General features: G+C 40.4%; 15 protein-coding genes. 4 read left to right on the top strand and 11 right to left on the bottom strand.

Going from position 1 to position 20,536, the window contains the following annotated elements; translation table 11 throughout:
- Positions 1–129 precede the first annotated feature (129 nt).
- The 6 genes from rlmD to ruvC all read right to left on the bottom strand — a co-directional run bounded on the left by rlmD (position 130) and on the right by ruvC (position 5,705).
- Positions 130–1,308 (bottom strand): 23S rRNA (uracil(1939)-C(5))-methyltransferase RlmD, encoded by a 1,179-nt coding sequence (gene rlmD / locus Q7O90_RS00310; protein ID WP_304126167.1) that lies wholly within the window; start codon positions 1,306–1,308, stop codon positions 130–132.
- Entirely contained in the window at positions 1,295–2,452 is a 1,158-nt protein-coding gene (gene tgt / locus Q7O90_RS00305; protein WP_304126166.1) for a tRNA guanosine(34) transglycosylase Tgt, read from the bottom strand. The genes rlmD and tgt overlap by 14 nt, the downstream gene beginning before the upstream one ends.
- Before the next feature lie 9 nt (positions 2,453–2,461).
- Positions 2,462–3,511, bottom strand: a complete 1,050-nt coding sequence (queA, locus tag Q7O90_RS00300) for a tRNA preQ1(34) S-adenosylmethionine ribosyltransferase-isomerase QueA (RefSeq protein WP_304126165.1) — start codon at positions 3,509–3,511, stop codon at positions 2,462–2,464.
- A 76-nt stretch (positions 3,512–3,587) separates the two neighbouring features.
- The gene (gene ruvB / locus Q7O90_RS00295; RefSeq protein WP_304126164.1) at positions 3,588–4,595 is read right to left on the bottom strand and encodes a Holliday junction branch migration DNA helicase RuvB; all 1,008 of its coding nucleotides are present in this window, start codon (positions 4,593–4,595) and stop codon (positions 3,588–3,590) included.
- Positions 4,596–4,610: 15 nt separating this feature from the next.
- Positions 4,611–5,210, bottom strand: a complete 600-nt coding sequence (ruvA, locus tag Q7O90_RS00290) for a Holliday junction branch migration protein RuvA (protein WP_304126163.1) — start codon at positions 5,208–5,210, stop codon at positions 4,611–4,613.
- A gap of 6 nt (positions 5,211–5,216) precedes the next feature.
- Entirely contained in the window at positions 5,217–5,705 is a 489-nt protein-coding gene (gene ruvC / locus Q7O90_RS00285; RefSeq protein WP_106057980.1) for a crossover junction endodeoxyribonuclease RuvC, read from the bottom strand.
- Positions 5,706–5,863: 158 nt separating this feature from the next.
- On the opposite strand from ruvC, the gene Q7O90_RS00280 reads away from it, so the two are divergent.
- Entirely contained in the window at positions 5,864–6,322 is a 459-nt protein-coding gene (locus Q7O90_RS00280; protein ID WP_106056700.1) for an arginine repressor, read from the top strand.
- 20 nt (positions 6,323–6,342) lie between these two features.
- Positions 6,343–7,968: a DNA repair protein RecN gene (gene recN / locus Q7O90_RS00275; protein WP_304126162.1), complete on the top strand. Its 1,626-nt coding sequence runs from the start codon at positions 6,343–6,345 to the stop codon at positions 7,966–7,968.
- A gap of 66 nt (positions 7,969–8,034) precedes the next feature.
- Here the strand turns inward: recN and holA are convergent, their stop codons facing one another.
- On the bottom strand, positions 8,035–9,084 hold the full coding sequence (gene holA, locus Q7O90_RS00270; protein WP_304126161.1) for a DNA polymerase III subunit delta: 1,050 nt from the start codon (positions 9,082–9,084) through the stop codon (positions 8,035–8,037).
- Entirely contained in the window at positions 9,074–11,482 is a 2,409-nt protein-coding gene (locus tag Q7O90_RS00265) for a DNA internalization-related competence protein ComEC/Rec2 (RefSeq protein ID WP_304126160.1), read from the bottom strand. Before Q7O90_RS00265 ends, holA begins: the two co-directional genes overlap by 11 nt.
- 219 nt (positions 11,483–11,701) lie before the next feature.
- Between Q7O90_RS00265 and Q7O90_RS00260 the strand changes: the two genes are divergently transcribed.
- Positions 11,702–15,013, top strand: a complete 3,312-nt coding sequence (locus Q7O90_RS00260) for a transglycosylase domain-containing protein (protein ID WP_304126158.1) — start codon at positions 11,702–11,704, stop codon at positions 15,011–15,013.
- A 135-nt stretch (positions 15,014–15,148) separates the two neighbouring features.
- On the opposite strand, the gene Q7O90_RS00255 is transcribed toward Q7O90_RS00260, so the two are convergent.
- Complete coding sequence (locus Q7O90_RS00255) at positions 15,149–15,988, bottom strand: DUF975 family protein (RefSeq protein ID WP_304126157.1); 840 nt, start codon at positions 15,986–15,988, stop codon at positions 15,149–15,151.
- An 84-nt stretch (positions 15,989–16,072) separates the two neighbouring features.
- Here Q7O90_RS00255 and Q7O90_RS00250 point away from each other — a divergent pair, with 84 nt between their 5' ends.
- Positions 16,073–16,717, top strand: coding sequence for a thiamine diphosphokinase (locus Q7O90_RS00250; RefSeq protein ID WP_304126156.1), 645 nt, complete (start codon positions 16,073–16,075; stop codon positions 16,715–16,717).
- A 171-nt stretch (positions 16,718–16,888) separates the two neighbouring features.
- Here Q7O90_RS00250 and pheT read toward each other — a convergent pair whose 3' ends face one another.
- On the bottom strand, positions 16,889–19,315 hold the full coding sequence (gene pheT, locus Q7O90_RS00245) for a phenylalanine--tRNA ligase subunit beta (protein ID WP_304126155.1): 2,427 nt from the start codon (positions 19,313–19,315) through the stop codon (positions 16,889–16,891).
- Positions 19,316–19,324: 9 nt separating this feature from the next.
- Entirely contained in the window at positions 19,325–20,362 is a 1,038-nt protein-coding gene (gene pheS / locus Q7O90_RS00240; protein WP_304126154.1) for a phenylalanine--tRNA ligase subunit alpha, read from the bottom strand.
- Positions 20,363–20,536: the final 174 nt, after the last annotated feature.

The raw sequence follows: 20,536 nt of genomic DNA, 5'->3' as shown, positions 1-20,536 counted from the left end.
CGTACATCTACTCACAATAACTATCAGTTCTTGTGAGTAGTGTTACGGCTTCAGCGGTTCGCTGTCTCCAATCGCAAAGTCGCCACGCTCCTTGCTCTTGGACAGCTGTCGCGTGGGCAGTACCAGCTTTTAGTTTGCGTCAGTACCTGACTTAACTAAAAGGGTAACTGCCTCAGCATGCTTCGTCTTAGCAAAATTATCATACGCCTTGATAATCACCGGCTCGTACCCCAGCTCCGAGAACTTCTCCAAATTTATCGCCATGGTATTAGGATTACAAGAGATATAGAGAATCTGTTCTATGCCGTAGCTAGACAGCATCTCCACCACTTTGTCGTGCATTCCCATTCGTGGTGGATCCACAACTATCATATCGGGTTTCTCAGTCACCTCATCAAGCTTCGCTTTAACATCGCCACAGATAAAATGACAGTTATCTATATTATTCATCTTGGCGTTATCAATTGCCGCATCAACTGAATCCTGCACGATCTCAATTCCGTACACCTTCTTGGCTTTAGATGCCATAAGCTGAGAAATAGTCCCAGTTCCGCAGTACAGGTCGTATACGACTTTTGAATCAAGATCCGGAATTAGCGCAAGTGCTTCGCTATACAATCTTTCAACCGCTTCGATATTAGTCTGGAAGAATGAAAAGGCATTTACCTTAAACTTTAGCCCGAGAATTTCCTCATTATAGTAATCACGGCCATATAGAATTTTTACTCCTTCGTTGATTACCGCGTCTGCTAGGCTATCGTTAAACGTGCGCATAACGCCAATAAGCTTATTATCGAGCTTAAGTTCCAGTAGCATATCGAGATAAGCCTGTTCATCAAATCCATCTTCACTGCTTGTAACTATGTTGACCAGCAGCTCATTAGTCTTTACTCCGTGACGAACTACGAGATTACGAAGAAGACCTTGGTGCGATTTCTTATGATAGAACGAATATCCTTTTTCTATACAGAAATCAAGGGTTGCACGAAGCACCCTGTTGAAGTCCATAGGAACCAGCTGACATTCGTCGCACGTCACAATCGACATGAAGTGTCTCTTCTTGTGCATACCAAGCGTCAGTTCACCACCGATTTCAAAGTCACCGAACGTATACTCCATCTTATTTCTATATCTGTATTCCGAGAGAGCCGGAACTAGACCACTGAATACAGAATCATCAACCTTGCGCCTCGTCAGCTGCTCTCTGATTATATTTTCCTTCTCCGCGCGCTGCTCCTCATATGGAACACCCTGATACAGACATCCTCCGCAGTGCTCGGAGATCGGACAGATGTTAAAATTCTCCATATTTATTATAGAATTCCCTCTTATACTCTAGGAATCTATCCTCCTCAATTGCTTTTCTGATGTTTTTCATCATGTTTACCAAGAAATAAATATTGTGTTCTGATAGCAGCATCGAGCACAGTATCTCATCATTCTTAAATAGATGTCTTAAATATGCACGTGAATAATTTCTGCAGCAATAACAGTCGCAATCTGGATCCAAAGTGCTGAAATCCCTTGCAAATGCAGCATTCTTGATATTAATCTTACCCCTGCTCGTCATCGCCATACCATGCCTAGCTAGCCTTGTTGGTAGTACACAGTCGAACATGTCTACTCCTCGCTCAACACTTTCGAACAGGTAATCGGGGGTTCCTACCCCCATAAGATATCTTGGCTTATCTTCAGGCAGTAGGTCAACGCAATCATCAAGTACATCGAGCATGATATCCTTTGGCTCACCGACGGACAGCCCTCCAATTGCGTATCCAGGAAGATCAATCTCCGTAATCTGCTTTGCACTTAGCTCACGAAGATCCTTGAACATTCCGCCCTGCATGATTCCAAACAGTGCCTGCTTCATAGTATCAGAGCCTGTTTCCATAGCGGCTTTAGCCTCTAGTCTCCTGTGGTGATCGTCACAGCGCCTAAGCCATCTTGTGGTGCGTTCTAGCGATCTCGCGACATACTTCCTTTCAGCAGGATATGCAACACACTCGTCAAATGCCATCATGATATCAGAGCCTAAGGCTATCTGCACCTCAATCGAACTCTCTGGTGTCATCATGTGTGATGATCCGTCAATGTATGACTTGAATTTTGCGCCTTCTTCAGTTATCTTGCGGAATTTTCCAAGTGAAAATACCTGAAAACCGCCACTATCCGTGAGGATAGGACGATGCCAATTCATGAACTTATGTAATCCACCAGCTTCATGGACGATATCCTCACCAGGTCTAAGGTATAGATGATAAGTATTTCCAAGTATAATCTCCGCACCTGTCTTTTCAACATCTTCAGGCTTCATCGCCTTTACCGTAGCCTGAGTGCCAACCGGCATGAACACCGGCGTCTCAATGGTGCCGTGAGGCGTCGTAATCCTGCCTCGCCTTGCTCCTGTGCGCGAGTCTTTTTTAATTAGCTCAAAACTAAGTGATTCTTTCATCTCAATCTCCTACCTTATAAACATCGCATCGCCGTAGCTAAAGAACTTGTATCTCTTACGCACAGCCTCTTCATAAGCCTCGAGAATGTGCTCTCTGTCGTAAAGTGCCGAAACTAGCATAATCAGTGTTGATTTAGGCAGATGGAAATTTGTAATAAGCGCATCCACGACTTTGTACTTGTATCCAGGATATATAAATATCCCCGTGCTGCTATGTCCACTTTCAATCTGCCACAGCCCATCAACTTGCTTTGCCGCACTTTCAAGGGTTCTCGTCGATGTCGTACCAACCGATATAATCCTTCTGCCCTCTCTAATTGCTCGGTTTACAGTATCTGCCGTCTCAGGGTCTATGGTATATTCCTCAAAATGCATCTTGTGGTCTTCGATGTTGTCCACCTTGACTGGTCTAAAGGTTCCGATACCGACATGAAGTGTTACGTATGCGATTTCAACGCCTTTTTCCCTCACCTTCTCAAGCAGTTCATCTGTAAAATGAAGACCTGCCGTCGGAGCAGCCACAGACCCATCCACCTTGCTATATACGGTCTGATATCTCTCCTTATCGTCATTCCCTGCGTCTCGTTCGATGTATGGTGGAAGCGGCATACTTCCGATTTCTTCGAGGCGCTCCATGAATATCCCTTCGTATTCAAACTCTATTATACGTGTTCCGTTTTCTTTATCTTTAAAACCTAAGATGTGCGCCTTAAAAAGCTTGTTCTCATCTAGAACCACTGTATCGCCTTCCTTAAGTCTCTTTCCGGGCTTAACCAGGCTCTCCCACTTATCACCATCTAGGCGTTTTATGAGAAGTAGCTCAATATGCGCACCTGTCCTCTCCTTGATTCCGTATAGTCTTGCAGGAATTACCCTCGAATCATTTACGACAAGACAGTCGCCTTCATGCAGGTACTCTAGAATATCGTAGAAATGTCTATGCTCTATCGTATTCTCCGCTCTATCGAGCACCATCAGCCTGCACTCATCCCTCTTTAGCGAAGGTGTCTGGGCGATTAGCTCTCTCGGAAGCTCGTAATCAAAATCTTCTAGTCTCATTTGTTTTGTATTCTCCAGTTCTAATCAGCGAGGCGCGATTACGGATACGTATAGCACATATCCGCCGCGCCCCTTATTAATCTTCTTTGTAATAGGACATCAGTCCTAGGTATTCATATGCAAGCCTAGTAACCATACGTCCCTTCTGCGTACGGTACATGAGGTCTGACTGAATGAGGAACGGTTCATTGACATCCTCGAGTGTCACCCTCTCTTCGCCGATCGCACTAGCAATAGTTTCAATTCCAACCGGTCCACCACCAAAGCTCTTGATTATCGTCTCGAGGATCTGCCTGTCTAGCTTATCCAGTCCGAGTTCATCCACGCCGAGTGCTTCTAGTGCTTTACGTGTCACTTCGATATTAAGCTGTCCATCGCTTATAACTTCACTAAAATCCCTAGCCCTCTTGAGCAGTCTATTTCCGATTCTTGGTGTCCCTCTCGATCTGCTAGCTAATTCATCGAGGGACTCATCGTCTATCTCTATGCCGAGAACCTTTGCAGAGCGAAGTAGAATATTCCTGATTTCCTCGTGGGTATAGAATTCGAATTTTGTGATTATTCCAAATCTATCTCTTAATGGTGCTGAAAGGCTTCCTGCCCTCGTCGTAGCTCCGACTAACGTGAATTTTGCGATATCTATTCGAAGAGATCTAGCCGCAGGTCCTTTTCCGATAATGATATCTAGTGCAAAGTCTTCCATAGCGGAATACAGAACCTCTTCAACTGAACGATTTAGCCTGTGAATCTCATCTATGAAGAGGACGTCATTCTCATTTAAATTCGTAAGAATAGCGGCTAAGTCGCCAGCCCTGCTGATTGCGGGTCCTGACGTAATCTTGATGTCTACTCCAAGTTCATTTGCAATAATATTTGCAAGTGTAGTCTTTCCAAGACCTGGAGGTCCGTAGAAAAGCACGTGGTCTAGTGACTCACCGCGCTTTTTAGCAGCTTCAATATATATAGACAAGTTCTCCTTCGCAACTGACTGACCGCAGTACTCACTTAGGTACTGTGGTCTGAGCGTGAACTCCCCGTTTATCTCATTCGGTATAACCTTAGTCGATGTGATGTTATCTAGCATTTCCCAATCCTTCTTCTATAGCAGATACTTAAGAGCTTTCTTGATGTAAGTCTCCGCATCAAGTCCTTCATCGGTTACGTGACCGATTGCCTCTTCAGCCTCAGTTTTCGAATAACCAAGTGTAGTGAGTGCCATAACAGCTTCCTGCCTAGCTTTATCAAGCCCAGGAATAGAAACTGGAGTCGTTCCTCCCATATCTGGCATAGGAACCGCGTCAACCTTATCACATAGCTCAAGAATTACACGCTCTGCAGTCTTCTTACCTACACCCTGCGCCTTAGCAATTGCGGTAGCATCTTTATTGGCGATACTGTATTTAATCTCATCAGCTGACCCCGTCGACATAATCGCGAGACCCGCCTTTGGGCCAACACCTTTTACGGTGATTAGCTGTTCGAACAGATTCAAAGAATCAAGCTTAGAGAAACCATAAAGCGACATGCCATCTTCCTTGACCTGCATGTACGTAAATACATTTATGATATCACCCTCTCGATGGAGAAGTAGTGGCGAAGTATCCGCAACGTATATGCGAAAGCCGATTCCTCCACTCGTCTCGATAATCATTGATCCCTTGTCATAATAAAGGTATTCACCTTTGATATTTCTTATCATTATCTCTTATCTCCCAATCACTCTGGAATTACGCGAATGTGCATGACAGATAGCAGCAGCAACTGCGTCAGCTGTATCGTCAGGCTTAGGGACTTCCTTTAGATTCAGTATAGTTTTGACCATTGTCTGAACTTGCTTCTTCTCCGCCTTTCCGTAGCCTACAAGAGCTTGTTTAATCTGCATTGGTGTGTATTCAGACACCGAAAGCCCACCTTCAACGCATGCGAGCAGAGCGATTCCTCGTGCTTCTCCTACGCCGATAGCCGTCGTAACATTTCTATTAAAAAAAAGCTCCTCTATCGACGCTTCGTCTGGCTTGTACTCCTGAATTATTTCAGTCAGCCCGTCGTAGAGCAACTTTAACCGCTCAGGCATCGGCACCCCCGCCTTTGTCTCAATTGAACCGTAATGGACAGTCTTAAAGCGGTTGCCGTTATAGTCTAAAATGCCATATCCCATGATGGCGTAACCTGGGTCTATTCCTATAATTCTCATCATTAATCACCTCCGACATTTTACCAAAAATAGGCTGTTTTGTCTATTAATCAAGACAACGAGTGTTAATGTTTCGTATTTATTCATTCACTTGCAAATTTATGCTATAATTTATTGTGTGTTGTGTACAGAAAACCTTTTTATCATTGGGAGGACAGATGCGTTACTCAAGACAAAATAAGATATTAGAACTAATCCAAAAGCACGTAGTAGAGACACAAGATCAGCTACAAGATCTACTCGAGCAGGAAGGCTACAAAGTAACTCAAGCGACTATCTCTAGGGATATTAAAGAGCTACAGCTCGTTAAGGTATCAATTGATAAGGATCGCTATAAGTACACATCAGGGAAGTTCGACATTCAGCCGATTTCTGAAAGGTTTATCAAAATTTTTAGAGAGACTATCGTCTCCTATGCTTCGGCACAAAATCTCATCGTGGTAAAGACACTTTCTGGCTGTGGAAATGCCGCAGCTGAAGCCATCGACTGTCTGAAGCTCGAACACGTTGTGGGCTCAGTTGCAGGAGATAACACTCTACTTATTATTGCTGAACATGAAGAATATGTTGCAGCAATTCTCAAAGTGTTTGAAGACATGATTGCCCTAAGAGAATAAATTAAAATTGAGGTATCTTAATGCTCGATCGTATTGAAATCACTAATTTTGCGACAATTGAACATATGGCATTTGATCTTGGTTCCTCTCTCAATATCATCACTGGTGAGACGGGATCTGGTAAATCTGTACTAGTGCAGGCCATCAGCACAGCCCTCGGAGACCGTGCTGATATTTCTATGATAAGAAATGGCACAGATAAAGCCCTTATTCAAGTTGTCGGGCATATTGGAGAGGAAGATGTTATTATCTCACGAGAGCTTCTTAGGTCAGGAAAAAGTGTTGCAAAGCTCAATGGCGAGATAGTTTCTCTGGCAAAACTAAGAGAGTTTTGCAGTGAATTTGTTGACATCCACGGCCAGTACGACAATCAGCAGGTACTCGATCCAGAAAACCATATACTCATCACCGATAGCTATAATCACGGATCTATCGAACTGGAGCTCGCTAAACTTAGTGACCTTTATAAACGCTATCATGAAGTCAAACGTGAATACGATCAGCTACTCCGAAGCGAGTCAGAATCACGTAGACAGCAAGATTTCTATCAGTTCGAGTTTGACTACATAGACAACCTTGATTTACAGCCTGGCGAAGATGATGAGTTAAGAGAGCAGCTCGACTTAATGCGCAACAGCGAGCGAATCTACGAAGCTGTTGCCGGTTCATATAGCAAGCTTACTGATGATCCTTCGGTACTCAGTGTTCTTGGATCTTGTATGAATCAGCTTCAGGGCATTGCATCATACAGCGAAGAGCTAGGTGAACTATCAGAGAGCTTCTCAGAGCTATACTATAGCCTTGAGGATATCTCTTCTAACCTTAGGAACACAAGTGAATCTATCAACTTTTCAGAGGACGAGATAGACCTCGTATCGTCTAGGCTTAGTGCAATTGAAGATGCTAAGCGAAAATACAATATGAGCATCGAAGAGATTATTGCATACAAAGAAGAGCTCGATGGAAAGCTTGGCATAATTCATAATCTTGACGATGAGAAGAAAAGACTTACCGAGCTTATCGACAAGAGATATAGCGAACTTGAAGCGCAAGCCGAAGTAGTCAGCAATATTAGAAAGGCCAATGCTGCTTCACTAGAAAGAGAGATGGTCAAGGAACTTCAGGATCTTGCTTTTGCAAATTCCGAATTCAAGATTGAGATAACAAGGCAGGATGACATATCTGATTTGGGATATGACGGTGTTGAATTCCTAATATCTACTAACCCAGGTGAACCTCTGAGACCGATGGCAAAGATTGCCTCTGGCGGCGAGATTTCTCGAATTATGCTAGCCTTCAAGCACATCATCGGCAGTAGTGACAGCGTTGAGACCATGATTTTCGACGAAATCGACACTGGAATCAGCGGTAAGACCGCACTTGTAGTAGGTCATAAGCTTAGCGAGATTGCCAATCATAGACAGATATTATGTATTACTCACCTACCTCAAATTGCCGCTTCTGGAGATGATAACTTCTCGATTGATAAAGAGATTTCAGAAGGTAAATCTCATACGGTTATCACTCACCTAGATGAGGCAGGCAAACTTGAGATGCTTGCGAGATTAATAAGCGGTGCTCCAAACAGCAGCAATGCACTTGAAGCTGCAAGAGAGCTAGTCGCATCAGTTAAAAATAAAGCTTGAGGCATAGCCTCAAGCTTTTCGTTTATCTAGTTTATTGTCAGTAAGTTTTGTGTACTTTTATATTAGCTACCAGTTAAAGACAAATAGTTCAAGTGATGTATTCTTATCCATCTCGCCTGTCTTTAGCAATCTATCAGTATCGTATAAATCAATCAAGGCTTTCTTAATCTTAAACTTACCAACTTTTCTAGCTGCAGCGTACGCCTTTTTGAGACGATACTCATTAACTCCAAGGTTCTTAGCCATAGTTTTGATTGGCATGCCCTCATCGTCTAGTTCAAGTGAATCATACATAATCTCAAACTGGCCTATTAATGTAGATGCAAGCGAGAATACATTTCCTTTACCTTTTGAGTTTTCACCAGCAGAAATAGTGTTTATGAGAAGCTGCATAGCCATGCTCTTCTTGCCAGCTAGTAAATAGTCAATAAAGTTAAACACGAATCTATCCTTATCACCAATCATTATCTCTTCTATGAGCTGCTTTGATACATTATCTTCATCAGAAGCATTGACTAGCTTCGTAAGGTCTGATTCCATCCTGTATAGATCATATTCACTGTCATTATTGAGATAGCCAGAGATATCTACAAGATAATCCATATCGCGAGCACCAATCAGCTTGCCAGCTGAGCGAATTCGCTTGTTTACAAATGATTTAAGTTCCGCAGGATTAAGCCTCTCGAAATTATATGTACTGCATAACCCAGATACTTTGCTAGCAAAAGCATTTAACTTCTCCCTCTTGCCAGGGCTCACAAGTGGCTCCAGATAAAATAAGAGAATCGTCGATGGATTTGGGTTGCTGAGATACTCTAGAATCGGAGCAGTTTCAGTTACGGCGCTCTTTTTTATTAATGGCTGATAATTTTTAACCGTCAACACTCTTGTGCTGGCAAACATGGTCATTGTATTTGCAGTTTCAACGATTTCCTGCGCTGTTACAGTCGCTCCATCGAGATCTGTTACGACGTATTTTCTGTCAGCCTCACTCGAATTGTTTTCTACAATTCCCTTTACAGCCCAGTCAGTAAGGAATCCCTCTTCGCCATAGAGAAAAATATTACTACCTATTACGCCACTCTTTATATCTTTACTAAACTCTTTAAATGACATCCTTAATCATCCTATCGATTCTAATCTTGTTATTACTAATATCTGCACCAATAGCTCCTTCTTTATCATTTCTATAGACACTAATCCCACGCTTTTTAAAGCGCTCTATTACTCCTGCATTAGGATGTCCATATGTATTATGTTCACCAACTTGGATAATTGCAATTCTCGGATTTACAGCATCTATAAACTTTTCATTAGAGCTATATCTGCTTCCGTGATGTGCTACTTTAAGTATATCGCATTTTAACACGTCAGTAGATTTGTAGTATTCTATCATATCCAGTTCATCTGCCTCAACTAGGTCCCCAGTTAACATTATCTTCACGCCCTTATAGTGCAGTATGTATACGGTGTTTAATTCATTATCATCAGATTCACTCGTCGCTATCCTATCGTCCATAGGCCAAATAGCTTCTATCCAAACGCCTTTTGCAAGCCTTATCTTATCTTTAAATCTAACTAAATTTAAATGCCTCCCCTTCACTTGGTATCTGTATGGATATGGAACCATATACTGTTTTACAGGATACACTTCGCCTAACTCCATGGCACCTTTACAGTGATCCATGTGCATGTGGGTAAATATGCTTATATCTAGATTGCTACAGCCATTCTTCAAAAAGTACTCTTTTAGCACCTTCTCCCCGATATTCCGTTTCCTTTCTCCACCACCATCTAGAAGCACATCATAATTTTCGGTTCGTATGTGTATCCCATCACCCTGTCCGACATCAATAAATACCAATTCATAATCCAAAAATATATTTCGGTACGCAGAGCCTATTGTAATAGACATACATAAACTGAGTATCACTGATTGCAATACGACTAAGTAACGTTTTCGTAGTATCATAACGATATTGAACTCTGAACATATGTAGAATAGCAATGCATAGATTGCAATTACTGTCGCTATTTTCATAGAGCTAATGGAATATGAGAATTTACCACCCATATTAAGCAAGTGATTGAGCCTAATTATGATTTCCGTCAGATAAAATATCTCGCTTTTAATTATTATCCCTACTTTACCGATTATTGAGTACGTAGCTAGTCCGAATATAGAGAATGGCACTAGCATACCTATTAATGCAACAATTGGTACATTTATCAGAAATCCTATTGGATTAATTTTATTAAACGTAAAAATCGTATAAGGAATCATCGAGAGCTGAATCGCCAGTAAAAAACCTCCTCTTTTTCCAATTAATCTGCCAAGTGGATCAGTGAGAAAAGCAATCCCACACACCGCAAGAAACGACATTTGAAAACTAGCGCCGAAAAGCAAGAACGGATTATATATCAGTAGCATAATAAAAGATAGCGCCAATGAAGATAATAAATCGAACGGGTGCTTTAGATAAAAGCCCAAAATTGCGGTACATGTAAGAATTACTGCTCTTGTAGTCGAAACATTCCAAGTAGTGAGTTCACCATATCCAAGCATTGCTACCATCGTCAGAACCCCAACGATTCCTCCATGGCGCCCCATCGCCATGAGCCTTAGCATCCCATATATTACCCCAACGTGTAATCCACTAACGGCAAGTACATGCGCCGTAGTATTTTCCCGAAACTCATTGATCGTATCTTCGTCTATGTCGTCAGTATCTCCAAAGGTTACACCTTTTATAAATCCATACGCTTTATTTCTCCCATCCGATACATTTCTTGCAAACTCTTCTTTGGTATTATTTAAAGAATGCCTCATAATCCAGAGTTTGCTTGTTTTCACACCCTTAATTTCGCTTATATTTATTACCTTCATGGTGTATGTAATCTTCTTAGTTAGAAGATATCGCCTATAATCAAAACATCCCGGATTACGAGCTACTGTCGGAACTTTTATTATTCCCTGCACCTTTACCAGCTTTCCATAAAGTTTCGTTCCAAGTTTATGATCCATGTCTTTGTATTTAATTTTTTTATTACTATAGCCAGCATTTGTTCTAGCTTTGAACCCATCACCTCTCTCTCTAATAAAGCCTTTCAATTTCTGACATCTTACAATAGTTTCTTTACCTAGTGAATAGGTTTTTACATCAATCGTAAGCCCTTTATCATTGTCTTTATAACCTATTACTCGTCCCTCAATATAATTATAATTTGATAGTTTATTAGGCATCATTGGTTTCATATCATGTTCATGAATTGCATAATTCATGCAACCGACGCAGAACATAAGTGCGCAAAGAATAGTATCACTTCTTATATATTTTCTTGTGATTCCCTGTTCTATTGCTGTTCTTATGCAAACTATACGATAAATAGAGAATAAAAATAATACAGTCACCAAAAAAGCTTTAACCGGACTTCCCTTATTTATAAATATGTCAGCAACAACAATACCTAGCGCCAGAGACACGCTTAGAGCAACAATTCTTCTTCTAAACATACTTAACACCACCGCTTAACAAGCGTCTATTATATTAATTTTTATATATTTATCAGATGCTATCACGCACAGGAATTCCCTTCAGCACATATTTAATTTATACAGATAATGGTCATCTAATACGCACATACAATCTTCACATTAAAATCGTCCTAAATGTTCATCTTTCAAGCGATTCATGGTAGAATAATATGTCATATTTTATTTAAGAGGCAATTTATGGGAAACGATTCAACAAACATAAAAGAATTAATTAAGAGACTACAGAATGGCGAGCGTCTTTCCTCTGAAGAAATGCGCATAGTTGCAAATCATGTAGCACAATTGAAGTTTGAAAAAGCACAGCGAGAAAAGCGTGTACAGGCTGCTGCTAACGGAAGCGAAAAAAAAGGTCTTTCCTTCCATGAGCAGGTTGCTAAGGCTGATGCAGAAGCAAAAAAGAACAGACTTAAGAACAATCTTGAAAAGCATTCTGCTAAACACAATACCACTGCTGACGAAGCCTCGCTTAGTAGCAAGGCACGTATTATTAGCGAAGATGGTAAGGCTGCTTTTCATGAGCAAGTTGCTAAAGCTGAAGCTGAAGCTGCAAAGCACGATAAATCAATACGAAAAAGAGCAAAAGAAGAAAAGAAACTTTTAAAACAAGAGCAGAAAGCAAAAACACGTGACGAAGACATTCGTTTTAACCTAAAGAGAGATCTTAGGCACCCTGTTCAGTTTATAAAACGAGTATTTACTAAGCCGAATCCGTATTACACCCCTGGAGCTGGCGAATATATTATGGTAGCAGGTAAAAAAATTAAGAATAAGGCCCGTGTTTTTAGCAAAAAATACGCTATTCGCAATTTTATTGTTATGGGCATAGCCATGACACTTATGTTTACAATCTATGCGGCTGCAGTTATAGCTTTCGCACCTAAGATTGATCCAACAAAAATCTATGATCAAATCTCTACAGATACGATTATCTATGATGATACTGGCAAGCGTGTTGGAAGTGTCAATAATGGAGAAAGTCGTACTATCATTAAGTACAAAGATATCCCGAAACACACAGTTGATGCTTTTGTAGCTCTTGAGGATAAGACCTTCTGGAAGCATCATGGTTTCAATTGGACAAGAATGGCCGGCGCTATAGTCTCCTCCTTTGGACATGGTAACATTCGTGGTACTAGTACACTTACTCAGCAGTTAGCAAGGAACGTGTATCTCCCAAATATCAAGAGTCAGAGGTCAGTTCGTCGTAAAATTCTAGAGATGTATTACGCTGCTAAAATTGAGAAAACTCTGACTAAAAAAGAGATTTTTGCGGCATATGTAAACAGCATTTACTTTGGATATGGCAATTACGGTATTGAAAATGCTTCAAAGACTTATTTTTCAAAGAGTGTAAGCGAACTTTCCATAAAGGAAAGTGCCGCACTCGCTGCTATGCCACAGTCCCCAGATACTTATTCACTCGTTCAAAATGCAGATTCTCCACTAGCATCGAGAGAAACTTCAACTCCTATTAAGGTTGGTGGCAAGACATATATTGCGAACGATATTTCAAAATCACGTCGTCAGATTGCACTTAAGCTTATGTACGACCAGGGGTATATCACAAAAGCCCAATACGAGGATAATAAATCTGCTAATCTTGTAGATTTCCTAAAACCTTCATTGAGCTCGGAAAGCGATGCAAGCTCTTCTTATTTCACTGATTATACTGTGAACCAGGTAATCAAAGCTCTTATGAAGAAGTACAAGCTAGACTACAAGAGTGCTCATGACATGGTTTACAATGGTGGTCTAAAGATATACTCGACCATGGATTCCAAGGCTCAGAAAGCTGTTGAAGATGGATTTAATGAAGGTAGCTACTTCCCTTCACTAACTGGACTTAAAAAAGACAGTTCAGGAAATATCGTAAGTGATAAAGGTTCTATTACGCTCTATGCATACGATAATATGATTCAAGACGACAAATTTGTACTTCAGGATGGTGAGTATAAGAATAACGCCGATGGTTCAATCACACTCTACAAGAACAAGCGACTAAATATTTACAAGACTTCAACGGCTAATGGTACTGATTATAGCCTTGAGCTAAAGCCTTCATACGTAATAGAAAATAGTAGCTTATATATAGTTCCAGGTGGATATATCAACATTCCAAGCAATAGCAAGTCCATGGATAAATCTGGCAATCTTGTGATCAGTGCTAAGTTTATAAAGAATAACAGCAAACTTGTCACTACTGTTGATGGAAATCCAGCTTTCACTGACAAGCTATACATACTTCAGGATAAAGTTATTCAGCCACAAGGAGCTATGGTAATCACGGAAGTTGGTACCGGAAAAGTAAAGGCTATGGTCGGTGGTCGTGGTGTTACTGGAAAACAACTATATAATCGCGCTATTAACCCTAGACAGCCCGGTTCTTCAATAAAACCTCTCGCAGTATACAGTGCGGCACTCCAGAGAAGTTATGAGTATGCGGAACAAGGTCAGAAGTATCCACTTGTCGACCCAGGTAACGATAAGCAAGGAACAGATAATTACGGTGACTATCTAACTGCCGCGTCGATTATTATCGATGAACCAATTAAGATAAACGGCAGAATTTGGCCTAAGAATTCAAACAATAGATACTCTGGGCCTATGACTATGCGTAAGGGTATGCAGACTTCGACAAACGTTGTTGCTGTAAAATTATATGAGCAGATTGGTGCAGATTATTCTGCTAGTATGGTTGAAAAATATGGAATTAGTACACTCAACAAATCAGCAAATGGTGATATGAATCCTGCTGCACTTGCTCTCGGCGGTCTGTCAAAAGGCGTTTCACCTTACGAGATGGCGGAGGCATATGCTACCTTCCCTAACGGTGGTGTTCGTGTAGAGAACAGAGTCTTTACAAAAGTTGTTGATAGAGATGGTCATACAATTCTTACAACTGAAAAGAAAAAGCATAAGGTTCTAGATGAAGGTGTTGCTTACATCATGGTTACAATGCTTAAGTCAGTTGTAAATGGTGGTACAGGATCAAATGCAGCTATCTCTGGTGTTGAAGTTGGTGGTAAAACAGGTACCACAAGCAGTAACTACGATATATGGTTTGATGGAATCACACCAAAATACGCAGCTTCACTATGGATTGGTACCGATGTGAATATACCTCTAACCTCTTCATCAGTTTCTGCCGCAAGCCTGTGGTCGAGGATTATGCGTAATGTTCCTAATATTAGAAAAGGCTCCTACAAGCCAGCCCCTTCTAATGTTGTACATAAGAACGGAGAATATTTCACCAAGGGAACAGAAGGCGGATTAGGCAATAAACCTGACGAAGAATCTGAAGAAACTGAGATTATCGAGGAAGAACAGGAACAAACTAATCAACCTCAGAGTAGCAATAATAATTCCAATAACCAAGGTAACAACCAGGGTAACCAAGGCAATAACCAAGGTAATCAGGGCAATCAAGGCAACCAAGGTAATCAGGGTAATAATCAAGGAAACAACCAAGGTCAGCCTGGTAATCCATAATTAACATTTGTAGCAACATGTTTTTTACAAAATAACACATGTAAATAGCGGGGATTCTCAATATGAGGTTCCCCGCTTTATTCATAAGCTGATATTTCAGTCTTAGTTTTAAATTTTATTATCGAATCAATTCATTTATTTCTTAAAGTACTTAGCTCTTGCACCTGCTCGAAAAACAGCTTCTCCCTTATAAATAAAATTACTAAAGCCCTTTGCAACCATCAGTTCATAAAATACCGTCTCTCCAAAGAATAGATTCCCCATTGCATGATATATAGGGAGTTTAAGTATGAATGTAATGAAAATTGCAACTAATTTCGTATAGTTCCCCACATCAGGCATTCCCATATACGAAAACAGTACTAGTGGTAGGCTGGAAAATATTATGAACGGGATATATGTCATGTCTAGCTGGAATAATCGAAACTTATTTCCAGCCATCAATCTCCTACTTTCTGCTAGGCAGCTCATTGCACTTTTCGATGGATCCTCAGCTAATACATTGAATGCCTGCCTAAACATGTAAAACGCAATCACTCCTGGCACTATCAAAAACATTACTAGTATTGATATCGTAGTCATCTGGATTATATAAATGAGCGTGGCACTAAAGAAAAATCTAACTCCATCGAGAATTGATGGGTAGTCGATTTGATTATTTCTTAGGTATCGCAATATATAGAATGAACGCCCAAGCATAAGGACGCCTCCGAGCGCAGCTACATATATAAAAGATGAAAACGCAATATCTGGCAATTGTGCTAGAAGTTTGGGATCAATATCACCTGTAACAACCTTGAAGTATGATCTAGGCACAAAGAAACCTAAGACGGCAGGCACCAAATCCATAAATATGTAAAATAAAACGATCCCTAAGATATATTGAATCATAGTATCCTTCATATGCATTATTGACAGGTATCTAATCTCACCTAGGTCCTCTTGAACAATGTAATGATTATTATTTTCAGTCATTATAACTCACTTTCTAGTTTAGAATCGTCTCTAATTGTAATATACTAAAAGTAGTAATTCAAGATTTAAGGACAAGGTGACACTATGTATAATACAGCTTTAATTATCCTATCATTTGTTGAGAAGATAGATGTATCACATTTAAATGCTATCTCTAGTATTAGCGACTACATTATATGTGCAGATGGCGGTGTAGATATAGCGAAGACATATGGCATAATGCCAGACTGCGTAATCGGGGATTTCGATTCCACTATTAATAGCAACCGCCTTGATTGCCTTTATATCACACTACCGTCTGAGAAGGATTTCACTGATACTGAAGCTGCTATAAATCACGCAATCGAACTGGGTATTAGAGACATAACAGTGTATGGTGGAATAGGCGGTAGGCTAGATCATACATTTGGTAATGTAGGTCTACTTGAAAAATATCTTGGCAAACTCGATCATCTCGAATTCATGGATGAAAAAAATTCTATGCAGCTGCTTGATGGTGAATCATGTAGTACAACGATTCTCACACCAATTTCTAACTACAGATTCTTTTCGCTTGTATCATTAGATTCAGCTGCTGATGGTATTTCAATCACCGGAGCTAAATATAACCTCGATAACGCCTCAATATCTCGAGCATCGACACTTTGTATTTCAAATGAGATTATTCTTAATCAGGCTCATATTTCAGTACATAATGGCAAGGTTCTCCTGATACGTTCTGCAGATTAGTTTTAGATGATACTTATAACCTAAATACATATTAATATTACAAATATATGAGTTCGTCCAATACTTTTCCAGCAATGAAAATAAATCAATTATTTATGACAAAAGGTCACTGCAGCGAAGCAGTGACCTTTTTAATTTAAACCGCATGTCAAGTTCGTAATCATCACCTGATTACTCTTCTCTGAGAATAACGCCAGTCTTCTTGGCAAGTACATTTAAGATATTCTTAGTCTTCTTCTCAATCTGCTTAGCGGTCATAGTACTATCATCATTTCCAAGCTTGATACGAATCATGATGGACTTCTTGCCTTCTGGGATTTGAGATCCTCTGTATTCTTCTATGAAGCTAACCTCCTTAGCCATATATTTGATTGCTTCATATACATCTTCCCATTTGACATCTTCATCTGCTAAAAGCGATAAATCTTCCTCTACAAGCGGGAATTGTGGCAAATGTTCAAATTCATTAGTTCTTGATGTAAATGGAACCAGCTTCTTAACATCTAGCTCAAATACAGCAGCACTAGCTTTCTTTACACCTACATCAGAGAGTGTAGCAACTGAAACCAGGCCAAGCGATCCTATGACCTCTTTCTCATCATTAATGATATTAAGGTATACTTCCGAATCGGCCCATGATGGTTTCTCGATTTGCTTAAACTGATATCCATTCATATGGCAGTATCTTGGCAGTGACTCCACTACGCCCTTCGCATCAAAGAATAAAGATTTTGCATCCTTGCCAACTACTGCACCTGTGAGCATCAGCTTGTGGATTGGTAGTGTTTCATCTTCTGATGACGGGTGGAATTCACCCTTTTCAAATACTTCAGCAACCTCGAAAATCTTAAATTCATCGTAATACCTAAGGTTCTTTACAACAGCTTCAAGAGCACCAGGTACTAATGACTGTCTCAAAGTTGCTAGCTCTGGAGCAGGAGGTGTCGCTAGTCTAACTCCCTTTGCCATATCAATCTTTGCGGCTTTTATATACTTCTCATCAATCCAAGGATAAGTAAATATCTCGTTGAAACCACATCTAAAGGCTAGATGCTCTCTGAGATGCCTGTTCAGATCCATTTCAATTTGATGAACTGCATTTTCAAAGTTAACAGGTAGTGGCTTTGCTTCAAAATTTTCATAACCAACCAACCTTGCAATCTCACCAAGTACATCGTCTCTCATCGAGATATCGCCTGTTGAACGCCATGTAGGTGCCACGGTATGAAATACGCCATTTTTGAATTCAACATCAAAGCCTAAACGTCCCAAAGTATCTGATATTTCGTTATCATCCAGGACTTTTCCAAGTCTAGTATCAAGGAAAGCTTTTGTCACATCAACTTCAGCCCTCTTTGTTTCTATTGGATTTACATCCTTAAAGGCGGTGTATTTAGCCTCAGGGAATATTTCCTTAAATAGCTTAATCCCGAGAGCAAGTCCCTGATCTACCCTCTGTGTATCGATTCCTTTCTCATACCTAATTGAAGCATCTGTCTTCTCATCAAAACGTTTTCCTGTATTTCTGATTGCCCCTGCTGTAAAGTTTGCCACTTCAAGCACAACATCAACTGTATCATCAAGTATAGAGTCCTTCTTGCCACCTCTGATTCCTGCTAGCGCAATAGGTCCTTCAACATCACAAATTACCAGGTCTTCAGGAGTAAGATCAATATTTTCTCCATCGAGAAGTTCCAGTTTCTCATCAGACTTAGCGTTTCTAACAACAATCTTCTCACCTGTAACGTGAGTTCTATCAAATGCATGTGTTGGCTGTCCGACACTGAGCATTATGTAGTTAGTTATATCGACAATAGCATTGATTGGTCTCATACCACCGTTTATAATAGCGGTTTTCATCCATAGAGGCGAATCTTTTACAGATAAGTTTCTAATCTCTAGGCAGGCATATCTATAGCATTTTTCAGTACAGTCTATTTCAACCTCGTATTCCCGTAGTCCTTCCGGTACAACAAATTCATCAAGAGGTTTCAAAGGGAGTTTGTAAATTGCAGCTAGTTCCCTTGCAATCCCATAGTGACCCCATAAATCAGGTCTATTGGTAAGCGATTTATTATCAATCTCAAGAATAGTATCGTTCATACCAATAACATCTGCTATGTTCTGTCCAGGAGTTGCATCAATGTCTCCGAGGTCAACAATTACAGTAGGATCATCTGCAGGATATAGATCTTCAAGATAAACCTCCTCTGATCCGCAAATCATGCCATACGAAGCTACTCCGCGCATCTTCGTCTCCTTGATCTTCATGAGCTCACTTTCACCATGCCAGTAAACCTCTGCACCGGGCTTAGATACAACAACCTTTTCGCCCTCGTACAAATTTGACCCGCCACATACAATCTGTACATCCTCGGATTCACCTATATCTACCATGCAAACTCTGAGTTTATCTGCATTAGGATGAGCATTTACTGCAGTAATCTTTCCCACGACAATGTCATGGAACTTTTCAGCAGTATCAACAACATCTTCAACCTCTACAGTTCTCATGGTTAAATCGTATGCAATTTGAGAATTCGTCAATTCCTCAGGTATGTCTATATATTTTTTTACCCAATTTAGTGATACTTTCATAATGCCCTCCTACTTGAACTGCTCTAAGAATCTAAGGTCAGCACTATGGAAAAGTCTAACATCATCTACTCCGTAGCGCATCATAACAAGTCTATCTAGACCAATGTTGGTGTAGAAACCAGTCCACACATCAGGGTCGAGGTTAGCAGCCCTAAGAACATTTGGATGGATAACACCACCTGGCATAACTTCAATCCATCCATTCTGATTACACACTCTGCAGCCCTTGCCACCGCATACGAGGCATTCCATATCGATTTCATATCCAGGTTCAGTAAACGGGAAGAAGCCTTCGCGCATGCGAACATTTATCTTCCTGCCAAATACCTTTTCAAGAATAGTCTCTATCATTACCTTTCCTGATGAGAAAGATAAGTCTTTATCTACAATCAGGGCCTCATACTGGAAAAAAGCCCTTTCATGTCTAGCATCTGTATTTTCATTTCTATATACACGACCAGGGTAAACAAATCTAGTTGGTGCGCCAACTTCAAGCAAGCGTCTAACTGAAGCTCCAGTTAGATGAGGTCTAAGACAAAGTCTATCTGTTCCGCTCTTGTTCTCCGTACCTTCAATCCAGTATGTGTCCATCATCTGTCTTGCAGGGTGATCCGCCGGAAAATTCAAGTTATCAAAAGCATACTTCTCACTACTAATATCATTCTCGCTAAAGATCTCAAAGCCCAAGGAGAGAAAGGCATCGTTAAGATCGTAGCACATCTGGGTGATTGGATGAAGCGCACCGCTCTTTATAGGTGTGCCAGGTAAAGTAAGATCTATTTTCTCATCTACAGCTGATTTTGATGCGACGAGTTCTTCTTCTCTCTCACTAATCTTTTCTGCAAAGAAATTCTTAATTTCATTTGCCTTCATTCCAACTGATTTTCTCATCTCTGGTTCAAGTTTCCCAAGATTCTTGAGTACGTCAGTTAACGCCCCTTTTTTCCCCGTAAGCTCTCTACGAACGTCTTGTAAAGTTTCAACACTTTCAGCATTTGCAATACGCAAAAGCCCATTTTCACGTATTTCTTCTAATCTACTATGCATAACTTAAGCCCTCCTTGTAAGCATGCTGTCTTAAAAATATACCCAAATATTTTATCATTTTTTGTTAATTTATTCAACAAGACACGAAATCTCATTTCGTACAAAATTAAGTATTTACACTAAAAAAGGACATGCACGTTAGTACATGTCCTTATATTTAATATTGACACCTAT

The organism is Mogibacterium diversum (assembly GCF_938028775.1).
In the GTDB taxonomy this organism is placed as follows: Bacteria; Bacillota; Clostridia; order Peptostreptococcales; family Anaerovoracaceae; genus Mogibacterium; species Mogibacterium diversum_A.
This window is presented reverse-complemented; position numbering and strand designations above follow the sequence as displayed.

Coding starts and splice junctions, on each gene's coding strand:
- Q7O90_RS00280 (WP_106056700.1), top strand. CDS start 5,864: ATGCGTTACTCAAGACAAAATAAGATATTAGAACTAATCCAAAAGCAC.
- ruvB (WP_304126164.1), bottom strand. CDS start 4,595: ATGCTAGATAACATCACATCGACTAAGGTTATACCGAATGAGATAAAC.
- Q7O90_RS00260 (WP_304126158.1), top strand. CDS start 11,702: ATGGGAAACGATTCAACAAACATAAAAGAATTAATTAAGAGACTACAG.
- tgt (WP_304126166.1), bottom strand. CDS start 2,452: ATGAAAGAATCACTTAGTTTTGAGCTAATTAAAAAAGACTCGCGCACA.
- pheT (WP_304126155.1), bottom strand. CDS start 19,315: ATGAAAGTATCACTAAATTGGGTAAAAAAATATATAGACATACCTGAG.
- rlmD (WP_304126167.1), bottom strand. CDS start 1,308: ATGGAGAATTTTAACATCTGTCCGATCTCCGAGCACTGCGGAGGATGT.
- Q7O90_RS00255 (WP_304126157.1), bottom strand. CDS start 15,988: ATGACTGAAAATAATAATCATTACATTGTTCAAGAGGACCTAGGTGAG.
- queA (WP_304126165.1), bottom strand. CDS start 3,511: ATGAGACTAGAAGATTTTGATTACGAGCTTCCGAGAGAGCTAATCGCC.
- Q7O90_RS00250 (WP_304126156.1), top strand. CDS start 16,073: ATGTATAATACAGCTTTAATTATCCTATCATTTGTTGAGAAGATAGAT.
- Q7O90_RS00265 (WP_304126160.1), bottom strand. CDS start 11,482: ATGTTTAGAAGAAGAATTGTTGCTCTAAGCGTGTCTCTGGCGCTAGGT.
- ruvA (WP_304126163.1), bottom strand. CDS start 5,210: ATGATAAGAAATATCAAAGGTGAATACCTTTATTATGACAAGGGATCA.
- ruvC (WP_106057980.1), bottom strand. CDS start 5,705: ATGAGAATTATAGGAATAGACCCAGGTTACGCCATCATGGGATATGGC.
- pheS (WP_304126154.1), bottom strand. CDS start 20,362: ATGCATAGTAGATTAGAAGAAATACGTGAAAATGGGCTTTTGCGTATT.
- holA (WP_304126161.1), bottom strand. CDS start 9,084: ATGTCATTTAAAGAGTTTAGTAAAGATATAAAGAGTGGCGTAATAGGT.
- recN (WP_304126162.1), top strand. CDS start 6,343: ATGCTCGATCGTATTGAAATCACTAATTTTGCGACAATTGAACATATG.